The organism is Chryseobacterium shigense, assembly GCF_900156575.1.
In the GTDB taxonomy this organism is placed as follows: domain Bacteria; phylum Bacteroidota; class Bacteroidia; order Flavobacteriales; family Weeksellaceae; genus Chryseobacterium; species Chryseobacterium shigense.
Map to the genome: position 1 here is coordinate 489685 of NZ_FTNY01000004.1, position 15157 is coordinate 504841.

Sequence of the window (15157 nt, forward strand, 5' to 3'; positions counted from 1 at the left end):
GTAATTTAGAATTTAAATGTAACATTGATACCCAAATCTCTTGTTGTTGGCATAGAACCAATAGACCAGCCGTAAGAGTTAATACCTCCACCTACCATAGCTTCAGGATCAGCATATGGTAAATTTTTGTGAATTATCCATAGGTTTCTTCCCACAATCGAAATTTTTGCATCATAAATTTTAGTTCCTTCTAATAAAGATTTAGGAAGCATATATCCGATACTCGCTTCTCTTAGCTTAATATATGAACCATCATAAACAAACTCCCTTGAAGGCTGAGTTTTATATCCCATAGCACCATTATTATCAGCCGGTGATAATTGAATATTGTTTGGGGTACCATCAGGAAGAACACCAGATAAAACAATAGGTTTATCCCTGTAATCTCCTTCAGCTGTTTCTTTATAAAGACCAGATGATAATCCATAATACATATCGGTTGAGAATATATCTCCTCCTTTACGCATATCAATTAAGAAGCTTAAAGAGAATCCTTTATAACTGAAGCTATTTCTAATACCTCCAATCCAATCCGGTGTCGTATTACCAATCACCTGATTAGGATTTTGTAAGTATTTTCCGGTTTTCGGATCAATTACTTTTTCCCCGTTTAGGTAAGTATAATCTGCTCCTACTAATGTTCCCCACGCTTCACCTACTCTGGCATTTAGAGATACTCCTCCTTGGAAACTATTTAATAAATAATTGGTGATTCCCGGATTCAGTTCTATAACTTTATTTTGGTTTTTGGACCAGTTGGCATCAATGTTCCACGTAAAATCTTTTGTTTTTATCGGAACTAGCCCTAGCTGTACTTCAACTCCGGTATTATCAATTCTACCAGCATTGATTACTTTTGCAGTAAATCCGGTACCGGCAGAAACAGCAAGAGGAATAATCTGATCAATTGTTTTTGTTTTATAATAAGCTACATCAAGCGTGATTCTGTCTCTTAAAAAGTGTGCTTCGGTACCTATTTCAAATTCTTTAGATCTTTGAGGTCTTAGATCTTCAAAAGGCCGTGTTAAAATAGAATTATAGATACCCGTACCTGATAAAATTCCAGCTGATCTATAATTATTAAACAATTGGTATGGAGTTGCTGATCCTCCCACTTCTGCATAGTTGGCTCTTAATTTCCAGAAGTTCATCCATTCTTTGGTATCAAGAATTTCAGACATAATTAATGCTCCTGTAATAGACGGATAATTATAGATATTATTACCAGCTTTTAATGTTGATGATTCAGCTGTTCTCCAGGTTGCATCTAAATAGAATTTCTTATAGAAATCAAATGAGGCAGTAGCATACATTGAATTCGTTTGTTCTGTAGATTCAAGTTCATCTGATGCTAGAGGTGCTTTTTTAGAGTTAGATAGTGCATAAATTCCAGGAACTACTAATCCTCCCTCTGTTGATGCATAGATTGAACTGTTATAGTTTCTTCGGATGTTTCCTCCCAACACTCCGGAAATGTTAATATTATCCGTTATATTGAATTTATAATTCACCATCAAATCATAGTTGGTTTCCGCCTGTATAATATCACGTCTTCCATACCCCGAGCCAATTACGTTATTTGACTGTCCAAAAGCCTGAGGTAAGGATCCTACAGCCAATCTGGTTTCAGCGGTAAGACTTGTTCTGTCATAAGAAACTTTTCCGGTAACAGAGATATTGTCAAGCAAATCATACGTTACCTGGCCGTAAGTAAAGTTTCTATATCTTTTATCTGAAGAATAGTTCTGATAAGCCTGGAAATATGGATTATTCCAATAAGCAGGAGCCCCGTTAGTTGCTGATTTTCTGCTCCAGGTAACGTTACCATAATTATTGGATGAATTGGCAACATTTATGTTCGCTAAATACATGCTTTGAAGATCAGCAACATCCACATTGGTTTGCCACCATTGTCTGAAGCCTGTTGCAATATTATTTGAATATCCTGTAATACTTCTCCCTTTCGTATCCTGCAAAGTCATGCTAGAATAGAATGTAGAGTGTAATTTCGGAGTCAGATCATAATTAACCTTTAAAGAGAAATTGTTTTTATTAAGATGTGAATTAGGCATCAACCCGTCAGACATCATATTTTCATAAGTAAAGGTAATGTTCTTCCCTTTCTGTCCTTTTTCCAACGTTACGCTATTGATGTATGTAGCAGGATTATTGAAAAATGTAATCGGGCCATTTTTAGCAGCTGTCCAAGGTCTTGCTTTTTGGTAATTAGGAGATAAAGGATTGAATGAATCCCACTGATATACCATCAAATTCGGGTCAAATTTAGGTCCCCAAGAAGCATCTGCTCCAAAATTTGCATAATTTAAACCATCAGCCGCCTTTGATCCGAATGACTGAGCATATCCGGCACCATATTTAGTCTGATATTCAGGAAAAGTAGATTTATCGATAAATCCTACTTGTATAGCAGAAGAGAATGTTACTCCCAAAGATCCGTCATCTTTTCCTTTACCATTTTTAGTAGTAATCACAATAACTCCATTCAGTCCTCTGTCTCCATATAGTGCAGATGCTGCAGCACCTTTTAATACGTTGATAGATTCAATATCTTCCTGGTTAATGTCAGAAAGGGCATTTCCATAATCAATTGAATTCGCCTGAGTATTACCATTATTAACAGGAGACCCATCAATAACGATAAGTGGATTACCTCCTCCTAATGCTTTTACACCTCTGATCAACAAATTGGAAGACCCTCCAAAGTTATTATTTGTGGTAACATTAAGACCTGCTACTTTACCTGATAATTGTGCGGCAATATTCCCCGTGTTTGTAGTTCCATCAGAAAGAGCACTTGCCTTAATTTCTTGAGAAGCATATCCCAAAGACTTTTTCTCTCTTTTAATACCGAGTGCCGTCACAACCACTCCTTCGATTTCTTGTGCCTTCACAGTATCATTCTTCACCTCCTGAGCATTGGCTACAGCCAGCGACGAAGATAACACAAGTATAAGTACGCTTGTTGTTAATTTCTTCATATCAATATTTGATTTTATTACTTTATAAAATTTGCAAAACTTTCTTAAAAACACAAAGAATTACCAAAATAAACAATACTTATACATCAAATAAAATAAATTATAGTAATTTATTTCATAAAACAATATATACACAGAATATTAAACAAGACAAATCACACGATAGTTACTTTTTTTCAAAATCTAAAATATACTATAAAAGCATTCGCTATAACACAAAAAACATTCATTATCAAATATATATGAAGCAAATATTAATAAATCATTAAATACTATTATTGAACGCTTACATCATTTTATTCACGAAAAGCTGAACCAAAAACTATAAAACAAAAAAAACCGCCCTAAGGCGGTAATAAAAATATATTAAAAATTTGTCTTACTTATTTCAACCAGAATGGAGAATAAGCATTGATATTATACATATCATTAACACTTGGATTCGGCACATTGGCACTGTTAGAAACATACTCAGATTGCGGATACATTAATCTCTTAGGTCTTGACGGGTAGTAAGATCCTATTGGCATTGGCAACTGAGGATATCCAGTTTTAGTATAACTGATATAAGTCTCCGTTGGATTAATATTGGTCAACGCAATCCACTTTTGATACTGAATTGCCTGGATCTTGTTAGCGGTAGCAGCCCATCCCATTCCTGGTTTTGCAGCTATTGCAGCAAGATAAGTAGCTGCAGCAGCTGGTGTAGAACCAAATGTTACAAACGACTGAGTAATACCATCATTAAAGCTTGTCTGGGCATTAAATGCCATTGTAGCAGGATATACTACCGCAGCTTCGGCCTGTAAAAACTTCACTTCAGAAGCTGTCAGTAAAAGCCCAGGAAGAGTAGCTCCAGCACCACTATTATAAATCATAAAGTCACCCAAAGTCGCAAAATCACTTTCCACAGCTCCAACTTCTTTGGTTCCTCCCTGAACCTGACCTTTCATATTAACTACTAAATTATTAGCGTCATCCCCAATTCCATTAGCTTTAAATAATCTACTGATTCTGTTATCTACAACCCCAGATGTTTCAGTTGTTTCCCCTTTTAAAGTTTTGATCATATGATCTGATGCTACAGTAATTCTGAAATCCTGACCTATATCTTGTGCATCTAAGTCAATTCTTCCGAAAGTACCGTAGAACGGGTTTCTTTGGTCTGGAGTAGAAGTAACATAGCCCGGATTAATCTTTACATCTTTATCAATAAAGTTAACAGTTGGATTAGCGGTAAGCAAAGTCATTGCTTGAAGTTCAGCATTTCTCCATGTAGTCACCTCTGCATCAGTACAGTTAGACAATCTTACTAACATTTTAAGCTTCACTGTATTTGCCATTTTTTTCCAAAATATTCTCCAGTTAGCAACATTTTGTGTTTCATTATTAGCAACAGCAGTAGCCTGGTATATTGGATCTTCAGTAAAAACTAAAGCATTAGAAGCAGCAGGCGTCTTATCAATTAATACCAACGCTTGATTAAGCTCCGCCATCAATCCTTTATATATATCTTTAGATTTATCGTATTTGGGATTCTTATTAGACTGTCCTTTAAATGCTTCAGAATAAGGAGCATCATTATAAAGATCTACAATCATCTGCATATAGTAAGCTTTCATCACTTTCGCTGCTGCAACATGGTGTGGATAATTTTCAGCACCAGGAGCATCAATAACAGACTGTAAGTTGGAAACTCCCAAATAAAGGTTATCCCAAATGTTATCATAAAACTGCGCATCTGCAGCCATTCTGAATTCATCCCCATATGGAGAAGCAAAGTAATAAATATTTCCTGCCCACGCATTCATCATTAGGTTACCAAACCTGTTCATGGTATTTCCCTGTGTTCTGAAGACTATAGACTCAGCAGCTGACAGCCTATCTTTAGGGCTTACCTGATTGGTATAAGCTTCATTCACATTTTGATTGACATCTAAGAAATCATCACTGCACGAGTTAAAAAACAGCAGTGTGGTCATTCCTAAAATAGGTATTAATATCTTTTTCATTATGATTTATTTAAAAATTAATAGTGGTGGTAAAACCTACCGTTCTAGTTGATGGATATTGGTTATTATTTGTAAGACCAGCTATATTGCCTGTTCCAAACGATCCTTCAGGATCAGAATATCCTTTATTGTCTTTTGCAAACTTATAGAATGGGTTTCTTGCATACACACTGAAACTTAATCCTGAAAGCCCAATTGATCTTGCCATATCAGCACCTAAGGTATATGATACCCCTAATTCTCTAACTCTGAATGCTGTACCGCTTATAACAAAGTTTTCCGCAATTCCCCCGTATATCTTTCCGTAATAGTCCGGCAAACCTGTGTAATCATTTCCTCCGGATTTTATGGATGTATTTTCAACATACTGCCCTGCAGAATTCATATAAACAGAATTTGGAATAACATAGCCCCCTTGAGTTCTGTCAAATTCCGCGGACTGTTCTAAGTTTCCACTGAATGCCAATCCACTCATAGCTCCTGAGTATAATTTACCCCCGTTTCTATAATCAAGAACCGCATAGAAACCAAAATTCTTATATTTAAAATTCGTATTTAATGCTAATGTATAATTAGGCGTTACTCTACCAAAGTTAACATATTTATTACTGATATAAGGATTTCCATTGTCAGGATTAATGATAATTCGGCCTTGTTCATCTCTCATATACGCCGTACCTTTCAACATTGGAAATTCCTCTCCTTTAACTGCAAAAATACCAGCTATCCCTCCTGTAGTAAGATTGACCTCATCCTGTCCGTTAGCCAGCTCAATTACTTTGGTCCTGTTAATTGACCATGCAAGATTTAAGTCCCATGAAAAATCAGTACCTTTAATAGGTACCAACCCTAAACTTACCTCCATCCCCTTATTACGGATATCCCCAATATTAACTGGAGTAAATCTTAATCCAGACGCAGATGAAGTAGTCTGATTAGTAATTAGGTCTTTTGTTGTTTGAAGATAAACACTGGCATCTAATGTGATTCTGTTCTTTAGAAATCCTAAACCTAAACTGATATCATTACTGGTTACCTTTTCCGGTTTGATATTCGTATCTGTAGGAGTCTGATTGTTGGTAAAACTTAAAGGACCAGTACCAAACGGATAACCTGCACCTAAAACAACTGTATCTTCTATTGCGAAAACATTTACCGGATCATTTCCTACTCTGGTATGAGATCCTTTGATTACTAATCTGCTTATTGTATTACTTTCAATATTGAAGGCTTTCAAAGGCATAAAGGAAACCCCACCTGAATAATAGAAGTACCCAGATTCACTTGGCTGACTCTTATCAGAATGAAGCAGCTTAGATGAATTTTCATATCGTGCTGTACCATTCACATATAAATAATCTTTGTATGATAGATCTAAATTGGCAAAATAGGCATACCTGTTATCAATAAACCTTCGGTTATTCAATCTATATGGATTTGTCAGATTCGTAAGATTCCAGTATTGATAAATCCCCGGAATCTTGATACCGTTACCTCCTACACTGGTGGTTTTCAATTCTGTTCGCTGAACGTTGTAGCCTAATGTTAATTTAAAGTTGATATCTTTTGTAAAGTCATAATTAAAATTAGCCATTAAGTCATTATAGTAATACCTATTGACTGCATTAGACTGCAAAAATGTCGATGTAATCGGATTAGGAGCTGACACAATTCTCGGCGTTGCTGTTGATGGAACGTATCCATTATTATAGTTCAGTATATCCGTAGAAGTGATTTGGGCTGTTCCATTATTGGTAATGGAAATATGGTCATTAAATTTATAACCTAGTGAAATCGTTCCGTTTAAAATATCCGTTTTTGTAGTATTCCTTACATTTCTCATAGTCCAGTATGGATTAGTGTAAAACAAGGTCCATGCATACGGATTTGGGCTGTTTATGAATTCCGTAATTGGGATTTCAGGAGCCGATTGAAGAAGATTTCTATATAAAGCAGGATCAGTAGTATTAACAGAGCTATTGATATACGTCACCGATCCATCTAAAGTAAATTTATCCATTTTAAAGCCTCCATTCAATGTGATAGAGGTCTTCTTCAACTTATCATCGGCAACAATAAATTCTCTGTCTTGACGGTTAATTGTCAATCCTGCATAGGCGCCTTCACTTCCTCCACTTACGCTCAATGTATTATTTAAATTCAATCCCGTATTAAAAAATTCCTTGGCGTTATCCTTGCTTCTTGCAGCAAACGGAGCAAAAACAGATGCTGCTGCATCTGCAGCAGGAACATCTCCATCTGGATTAACAGAAATAATCCCATCGCCGTTCACATCATAAAAAGGAACACCAATCGCTACATTTTGCCCGGCATAAGCTGGATCACTAAACGCTGGTCCCCAAGAACCATTTTCAACGTGGATTCTATCACCATACCAACCCTGACCATATTTTTGTTGTCTTTTAGGAGTAAAAAGTACATTTTCGAATTCCACATTGCTGTTAAAACTAACTCTTGGTTTTCTCGAACCACTCCCTTTTTTAGTTGTGATGATAATCGCACCATTTACACCCTGAGATCCATATAGAGCAGCACCCTGAAGACCTAATAGAGTAGTAACAGATTCAATCGCATCAGAAGGTAATGACTGAAAAATATTCATAGAAGAAATCACACCGTCAATAACGATTAGTGGGGCAGTACTTCCGGTTAATGTTCTCGAGCCTCTGATTTTGATATCATATGTACCATCAACACTACTGCTTGTTTTATTAATAGTAAGTCCCGGAACTTTACTTGCTAAAGCCGCAATAGCATTGGGAGCTCCAGCCTGTGTAAGCTTTTCTTTACTAATAACGGCAGCTGTTGAAGTCTGAGCATCAAGCTTCATTTTTCTGTTCATGGCTCCGGTCATGATTACCTCACCAATCTCCGTTGTCTTAATAGTATCTCGCTTCTGTCCACTTGCTATTGCAAAAGTCGAAGTTAGAACTACCACTAAAACACTTGTAGTTAATTTCTTCATGTTTAAATTGATTATTTTTTTTATGATTGCAAATATGTGAAACTTTCTTAAAATCACCAAATATTTCGTTAAAAATATTTAATTTAGCAAATATCATAACACCAATAAACCGAATACTTAGAAATATATCAACAAAAAAACCATATTATTCAAAAGAACACAAAAAACTTCTTATTAAGTATAATACAGCAATTATGTTAAATAGAAGTAATATATTTATTAAAAATAAAATATTTCTAAAAAAAAAGCAGATCCCCTTAAATGCAATTTTCACTAATTTTACCTATCATTTATAATATGATATAAATAAACTCATGGATTTATTACAAAAATGGACAGATCACTACATTGAGGCAGGATGTGATGAAGTAGGAAGAGGATGCCTAAGCGGGCCGGTAGTTGCCGCTGCGGTTATTTTAGATGATAGCTTTAAGCAGAATTTAGTTAATGACTCCAAAAAGTTAACATTCAAAACCAGAATGGAACTGGACAGCTATATCAAAGATAATGTAAAGAACTACGCCATCGCAGAGTTACCACCTGTATTCATTGATGAACACAATATTCTTAATGCCAGCATTCATGCGATGCATCGTGCTTTAGATCAATTGACGATAAGACCTGAGCTGATTTTGGTAGATGGAAATAAATTCCATCCCTATAATTTTATTCCTCATCAATGCATCATAAAAGGCGACTCAAAAGTTTTGTCGATTGCGGCTGCTTCCATTTTGGCGAAAAACTACAGGGATAAGTTAATGATCGAGCTCCATGAAGAACATCCCGAATATAGCTGGAATACCAATTTTGGTTATGCCACGAAAGCTCATCAGCAAGCTTTAATAAAATATGGTCCCACAATACATCACAGACAGTCGTTCAGACTTAAATATGATTAGACAAGTCTTTTACCAAGAGATTGAGCACCTACTATAAAATAAAAAGAGAAGCAGATTACTGCTTCTCTTTTGTTATGATAAAGTGTTAACTTATTTCTTTTTTTTCTGTTGCTCCTGGATCTGTTGTTGATTTTGAGCTTTCTCCATCATCTCTCTCATTTTCTTCTGGAACTTGCCTTCTGATTTAGGCTTTTCTTTATTAGCCTGAATCTGTGCATGGATTTTCTTTTCATCCAGGATCAGATATTTAATAACCAGGATAATTAAAATGTTGATCGCATTCGATACAAAATAATACCATGAAAGACCAGATGCTGATGTATTAAGGAAGAATAGGAAAGTAATCGGGAAGATATACATCAATACTTTCATGTTTGGCATTCCTTCCTGCTGAGGCTGCTGCATATTCCCTGAAGTCATTACTGTATAAATCAAGATAACAATCGTACACGCCAGTGCAAAAACGCTTAAATGATCTCCTAAGAAAGGAATTTTAAATGGAAGTTTGATCAGATCATCATAAGCCGTCAAATCTTTTGCGAACCAGAATCCCTGTCCTCTAAGATCAATAAAGTTCGGGAAGAAACGGAATAAAGCATAGAAAATAGGAATCTGAACCAATGCCGGTAAACATCCTGCCATCTGATTCACACCCGCCTTTCGGTAGATTTCCATTGTAGCCTGCTGCTTTTTCATTGGATCTGCATCCTTGAATTTTGCATTTGCTTCATCAATTTCAGGACGAATCACTTTCATCATCGCACTCAATTTATGTTGTTTGTACATAATCGGCGATAAGATCAGTTTCACAATGATGGTCATTAAGAAAATCACCCAACCTGCTGTAAGTCCCCATCCTGCGATGAAATTATACATCGGCATGAAGAAATAACGGTTCATTCCTCCAATGAAAGACCATCCTAATGGTAGAATTTCGTCAAAGTTTTTGTCATATGATTTCAACAAAGGCAAATCTAGCGGCATAAAGTACCACGTAAAATCCTGATTAAGCTCGCTTCCTGTCATCTGAACGAATCCTTCAAAATTCAATTTCTTCAGATATTCACCTTCTTCAATTGCTTCCTGATTTCCTTTACTATGGGTGAAACCGTTCTTAGCTTCGATAACAGAAGAGAAAAACTGTTGTTTTACACCAATCCAGTTAAGGGTTTCTTTTTCTTCACTCATTTCCGTTCTGCCATCATAATCATAATCTTTATAATTATTGAAAGCATAGGAGAACTCCGAGTGAGACTGTTCCTGTGCTCTCCCTTTTTCCAGGTTTCTTACACTGTAATCCCAAATAAAGTCTGCTTTATTATCAGAAGTAACGGCAGCAAGCCCTTTCGTTCTTACTTTAAAGTCTAGTGTATATTTTGGAAGTAAGGTATAAATAAACTGAATAACAGCACCATTATAATCCGCTGTCATCGTTACAGCATTTCCATTAACAGCCGGTGTAAAAACTAAGTCTTTAGTATTGATTACTTTTCCGGTTTTATCTTTAAACTGAAAGCCGTAGTTTGAATTTTTTTTATCGATCAGATAAAGAGGAAGATCTGCCCTGTCTGTTTTATGATCATATGCTTTGTATTTCGAAAGCTGTACTTTAGAAACCTGTCCTCCCAAGCTTGAGAATTCCACATTCAGTTCTTTGTTGTTCAAACTGGCAGTCTGAATGGCACTGGGAGTTACATTTGGATTGATATTGCTTGCCTGAGTCTGTTGTACAGCATTTTTTACCTGCTCCGTTTTCTGTCCCTGAGCTTTTAACTGCTCTTCTTTCGACTGCTTGTTCTGAAAATAGAACATGAATCCGAAAAGAACCAGACATAAAACCGCAAAACTGATCATCTGACTTTTATCGATTCCCTTGTTTTCTTGCATTTTATTTTTATATTAAAATTTTAAATTTAACCCAAGTATCACAATGTGCTACTTTTTGAGCTGACAAAAATACTGTTTTTTTATCAAAACTCTATGCATTACCATGTTACTATATAATAAACTCAAGCTGAGAATAATCAGCCTGAGTTTATGATAAGACGTTTATGGTATACTATTACCTTATTTCTTTTCGCAAGCCTTGATAAAAGCTCTGAACAGAGGATGCGGCGTTGCTACTGTACTTTTATATTCCGGGTGATACTGCACTCCTACATAAAATGGATGATCCGGCATTTCAAGAGCCTCTACCAATCCTGTTTCAGGGTTGGTCCCTGTTGCCAGGAAGCCGTTCTTTTCAAACTCCTGAAGATAATCACTGTTGAATTCATAACGGTGACGGTGTCTTTCAGAAATATTTTTAGCTCCGTAGATATCATATAGCTTAGAAGCATTTTTCAATGAACACTTCCATGCTCCAAGACGCATTGTACCTCCTTTGTCTACTACATTTTTCTGCTCTTCCATAATAGAAATCACAGGATCTGGTGTAGACGTATCAAATTCCATTGAGTTGGCCTTTGAGTGACCAAGAACGTTTCGAGCAAATTCAATCGTCATGATCTGCATTCCCAAACAAATTCCCAACATCGGAACTTTATTTTCTCTAGCATATTGAGCCGTAAGTACTTTTCCTTCAATTCCTCTATCGCCAAAACCTGGAGCGATAAGGATTCCGTCTACCCCACTTAAGGTCTCTTTAATATTTTCAGCGGTGATATCTCCACTGTATACCCATCTTACTTTCACTTCAGTTTCAAGACTTGCTCCTGCATGTTTGAAAGCTTCAGCGATAGAAATATAAGAATCCTGCAGAGAAATATATTTTCCTACCAAGGCAATTTCTACCGTTCTTTTAGGGTTTTTAAATTTTTTAAGGAAAGTTTTCCAGTCTTTCAGATCAGCTTCTTTATCATTTTTAAGATCAAGCTCTTTTAAAACGACATCATCAAAGTTTTGTTTCTGAAGATACATCGGAACTTCATAGATCGTTTCCAGATCTTTACATTCAATGACATTATCTAAAGAAACATTACAGAACTGAGCCAGTTTTGCTCTCTGATCTTTTGGAATATTGTGCTCCGTTCTACACACCAAAACATCTGCCATAATTCCGCTTTCCATCAATTGACGAACAGAATGCTGAGATGGTTTTGTTTTTAATTCGCCGCTGGAAGCCAGATAAGGCAATAGCGTCAGGTGAATCACCATAGAATTTTTCTCACCAAGCTCCCATTTCAACTGGCGTACCGTTTCAATGTAGGGAAGAGATTCAATATCTCCTACCGTCCCTCCGATCTCGGTAATGATGATATCGTAGTTCTGCTTGGAAAGCATTTTGATTCTGCGTTTGATCTCGTTGGTGATATGAGGAATTACCTGAACTGTTTTCCCTAAGAAATCTCCTTTTCTTTCTTTTTCGATAACCGTTTGGTAGATTTTCCCAGTCGTCACGTTGTTGTTTTGGGAAGTAGGAGCATCAAGATAACGCTCATAGTGGCCTAAATCCAGATCCGTTTCTGCGCCATCTTCGGTTACGTAGCATTCTCCGTGTTCATATGGATTCAGTGTTCCCGGGTCGATGTTAATATAAGGATCAAGTTTTTGGATCGTTACATTAAAACCGCGTGATTTTAATAAAAGTCCCAGAGAAGCAGACACGATTCCTTTTCCCAAAGATGAAGTTACACCTCCTGTCACAAAGATGTACTTTGTATTCTTTTTACTCATTAGATTAGGTTTGTGCAAAGTTATGGGAAAAAGAGACACAAGTCAATTTTTTGTTTCTATTATAATTAATTAGTATATTTACTATTGATTATCAGCTATATCAAAAATGTCAACGATAGATAAAAAAAATATTAAAATAAACCCTTCTTCAGGTGAATCAAATGAAAAGATGCGTGTATACACATACAATCTAACTCAAGATTCATCTAAAAATATAATTTTATATACCTATCCGGCAAACTCACGTTTTCCTTTATCATTTGGGAACAGAAAAAATCAAAGCAGGACGGTATCAAAAAAAAGAAAGGGAAAATATATGTTTCAATTTAGACATAGGTATCCAAGGTATTATAATAGAAATATAATAATAGAGCAAACTGATTCAAACAAACTTATCTCCAGTCTTAAAATTACAAAAAAATATTTAGCAATACTAGGTATTCAAAACATCGAACCTAAAGAAACTACCGAAAGTTATTTATTGGAATTTATTTACAATGATAAATACTATTTAATAGAGTTTTTTCATGATAATGACATTGTTCTTCTTATCAGAGAAAACGACAAAAGGAAGGCTTGGGATTTAACGACTGATCATCTTCCACAATTGCTGAATATACTAAAACAGGATATTTATGGATCAGAATCCTTGTGAGAAAATTTGTATTCCAACAGAATTACATTGGAATGCAAGGCCAATTGATGAAGATTTCACTGATGAAAATTTATTCCGAAGAACAAGAATTTCTATAGATAGTAGCAAAATCGATGATAATAAAATTTCTGCGGCAATATTTCCAATAAAGGATGACTCATGCAATAGAGAAAAATACTCTCAAGCTGATGATGTTCTTTTTAATATAATGGCTAATGATTGTGATGATCACTTTCTAAATTACGGAATTGTAAAAATCAATTCAAATTATATTCTTAGTGAGTCTTTTTCACCAGAAGGATCTCCAGACAATTATACCTTTAAAATTCTCCATTGCCCAACTAACTGTATGTATCCTCATTCTGAAATCTCTGTTTTTAAAAATAATGAAAAGATATCCGATCACAAACCTAAATCTGTTAAAGCTTTCATTAGAGATATAATTATTTCAAACTGTATAATAGTAAAAGACTTTCAGAGTATTTAATAGCTACATACATATTGTCGACAAAACTAAAAATTTGAAATAGCCATCATGATTTCCGTATATAAATTAAAACCAAAATTCCAGCAGCTGCTTACTCCGGTTTTATTATTCCTGCATAAAAATAAGATCACAGCCAATCAAATTACGATAGCTTCAATAGTGTTATCTGTTCTTATAGGAATCCTATTCTGGAATGCAAACCTCTCCAAATGGTTTTTTCTAAGCCTTCCCATAGGCCTTTTATTAAGAATGGCTCTGAATGCATTAGACGGAATGATGGCCCGAAAATTCAATCAGACCAGCAGACTGGGTGAAGTCTTAAATGAAGTGGGCGATATGGTTTCCGATGTGATCATCTTTTTTCCTTTATTAAAATTTCAGCCCGAAAGTCTATACCTTATCGTGATCTTTATACTATTAAGCATCATCAATGAATTTGCAGGTCTGATAGGAAAAGTGGTTGGAAAAGAACGCCGTTACGATGGTCCGATGGGGAAAAGTGACCGTGCTCTGATTCTGGGAATTTATGGTTTGACCCTGTTTTTCGGAGCGACCATTTCAGGAATTTCATTCTATATTTTCTGGTCTATTATTGTTCTGTTGACCATCAGTACCTATATCCGACTAAAGAAATCACTGCATGAAGCCTGAAGAAAACAAATTTGCAGACGTTCCTTTAAGGGTTAAAACATGGATCTATATTATCCTCGTTTTTGTAATGGGAATATCATATCCTCTCGCTATGAAGCTTTTCGTTTCATGGATCAGCTTGCAGTGTTTCTTTGAATTTTTAAGATTATTCAAGATTAATTCAAACCATCGTATTTCTTCTTTATTTCTTGGAGCCGCACAGTTTTTCCTGTTATATTTTTTCACCATTGAAAACTATTTTATATACAGTTCTATTTTGTCATTAGTTGTTCTGCTGTACTTTTTAATTTTGAAAACATCGTTAAAACAACTTTACGGAGTCTTCACTGCACTACTGGTCTGCCTGTTTGCTTTTCCCCATCTCTCTTTCATCAGGGAACCCGTTTCCGGGTTAAATTCTATTATTTTCGTTGTGGTTGTGACTGAACTTAATGATGTTTTTCAATATCTGATGGGCAAGTTTTTCGGAAAGCATAAAATTACCCCTGCAATAAGTCCCAATAAAACTATGGAAGGGTTCATCGGTGGGGTTTTTCTTACGGTGATATTGAGTAATATCTTAGGTTTTTTCTTGTTAAAGACAGATATTTTAGTGAATACGATTTTGGGAACTATTCTGGGGATTTCAGGATTTTTCGGAGATGTTTTTATGTCCTATTTAAAAAGAAAAGCCAATGTAAAAGATACAGGAACACTTCTTCCCGGACATGGCGGTTTACTCGACCGGATGGACAGCCTGATTTTCAATGCTCCTATTTTCTTCTGGATTCTTTCTCTCCTTGTAAAAAATTAA

At 35.6% G+C, this 15157-nt stretch carries 10 protein-coding genes; 5 read left to right on the top strand and 5 right to left on the bottom strand.

Annotated features, from left to right (window positions below):
• Positions 1-5: 5 nt before the first annotated feature.
• The 3 genes from BW964_RS15725 to BW964_RS15735 form a co-directional block, all read right to left on the bottom strand.
• On the bottom strand, positions 6-2999 hold the full coding sequence (locus tag BW964_RS15725) for a SusC/RagA family TonB-linked outer membrane protein (protein WP_076508570.1): 2994 nt from the start codon (positions 2997-2999) through the stop codon (positions 6-8).
• A 383-nt stretch (positions 3000-3382) separates the two neighbouring features.
• Positions 3383-5011 (bottom strand): SusD/RagB family nutrient-binding outer membrane lipoprotein, encoded by a 1629-nt coding sequence (locus BW964_RS15730; protein WP_076508572.1) that lies wholly within the window; start codon positions 5009-5011, stop codon positions 3383-3385.
• Between the two features lie 10 nt (positions 5012-5021).
• Entirely contained in the window at positions 5022-7997 is a 2976-nt protein-coding gene (locus BW964_RS15735; RefSeq protein ID WP_076508573.1) for a SusC/RagA family TonB-linked outer membrane protein, read from the bottom strand.
• Between the two features lie 314 nt (positions 7998-8311).
• Here BW964_RS15735 and BW964_RS15740 point away from each other — a divergent pair, with 314 nt between their 5' ends.
• Positions 8312-8896, top strand: a complete 585-nt coding sequence (locus BW964_RS15740) for a ribonuclease HII (RefSeq protein ID WP_076508575.1) — start codon at positions 8312-8314, stop codon at positions 8894-8896.
• A gap of 90 nt (positions 8897-8986) precedes the next feature.
• On the opposite strand, the gene yidC is transcribed toward BW964_RS15740, so the two are convergent.
• Both yidC and BW964_RS15750 read right to left on the bottom strand, forming a co-directional pair.
• The gene (gene yidC, locus BW964_RS15745) at positions 8987-10783 is read right to left on the bottom strand and encodes a membrane protein insertase YidC (RefSeq protein ID WP_076508576.1); all 1797 of its coding nucleotides are present in this window, start codon (positions 10781-10783) and stop codon (positions 8987-8989) included.
• A gap of 180 nt (positions 10784-10963) precedes the next feature.
• Positions 10964-12571 (bottom strand): CTP synthase, encoded by a 1608-nt coding sequence (locus BW964_RS15750; RefSeq protein ID WP_073334257.1) that lies wholly within the window; start codon positions 12569-12571, stop codon positions 10964-10966.
• Between the two features lie 106 nt (positions 12572-12677).
• On the opposite strand from BW964_RS15750, the gene BW964_RS15755 reads away from it, so the two are divergent.
• The 4 genes from BW964_RS15755 to BW964_RS15770 are packed head-to-tail and all read left to right on the top strand — an operon-like array spanning position 12678 to position 15157.
• Positions 12678-13226 (top strand): hypothetical protein, encoded by a 549-nt coding sequence (locus BW964_RS15755; protein WP_076508578.1) that lies wholly within the window; start codon positions 12678-12680, stop codon positions 13224-13226.
• On the top strand, positions 13207-13713 hold the full coding sequence (locus BW964_RS15760) for a hypothetical protein (RefSeq protein WP_076508579.1): 507 nt from the start codon (positions 13207-13209) through the stop codon (positions 13711-13713). The genes BW964_RS15755 and BW964_RS15760 overlap by 20 nt, the downstream gene beginning before the upstream one ends.
• A gap of 48 nt (positions 13714-13761) precedes the next feature.
• Positions 13762-14364, top strand: a complete 603-nt coding sequence (locus tag BW964_RS15765; protein ID WP_076508581.1) for a CDP-alcohol phosphatidyltransferase family protein — start codon at positions 13762-13764, stop codon at positions 14362-14364.
• Positions 14354-15157, top strand: a complete 804-nt coding sequence (locus BW964_RS15770; protein ID WP_076508582.1) for a phosphatidate cytidylyltransferase — start codon at positions 14354-14356, stop codon at positions 15155-15157. The genes BW964_RS15765 and BW964_RS15770 overlap by 11 nt, the downstream gene beginning before the upstream one ends.

What these genes read in the sequence shown, in the direction of transcription:
- BW964_RS15725 (WP_076508570.1), bottom strand. Translation starts at nt 2,999, where the DNA reads ATGAAGAAATTAACAACAAGCGTACTTATACTTGTGTTATCTTCGTCG.
- BW964_RS15730 (WP_076508572.1), bottom strand. Translation starts at nt 5,011, where the DNA reads ATGAAAAAGATATTAATACCTATTTTAGGAATGACCACACTGCTGTTT.
- BW964_RS15735 (WP_076508573.1), bottom strand. Translation starts at nt 7,997, where the DNA reads ATGAAGAAATTAACTACAAGTGTTTTAGTGGTAGTTCTAACTTCGACT.
- BW964_RS15740 (WP_076508575.1), top strand. Translation starts at nt 8,312, where the DNA reads ATGGATTTATTACAAAAATGGACAGATCACTACATTGAGGCAGGATGT.
- yidC (WP_076508576.1), bottom strand. Translation starts at nt 10,783, where the DNA reads ATGCAAGAAAACAAGGGAATCGATAAAAGTCAGATGATCAGTTTTGCG.
- BW964_RS15750 (WP_073334257.1), bottom strand. Translation starts at nt 12,571, where the DNA reads ATGAGTAAAAAGAATACAAAGTACATCTTTGTGACAGGAGGTGTAACT.
- BW964_RS15755 (WP_076508578.1), top strand. Translation starts at nt 12,678, where the DNA reads ATGTCAACGATAGATAAAAAAAATATTAAAATAAACCCTTCTTCAGGT.
- BW964_RS15760 (WP_076508579.1), top strand. Translation starts at nt 13,207, where the DNA reads ATGGATCAGAATCCTTGTGAGAAAATTTGTATTCCAACAGAATTACAT.
- BW964_RS15765 (WP_076508581.1), top strand. Translation starts at nt 13,762, where the DNA reads ATGATTTCCGTATATAAATTAAAACCAAAATTCCAGCAGCTGCTTACT.
- BW964_RS15770 (WP_076508582.1), top strand. Translation starts at nt 14,354, where the DNA reads ATGAAGCCTGAAGAAAACAAATTTGCAGACGTTCCTTTAAGGGTTAAA.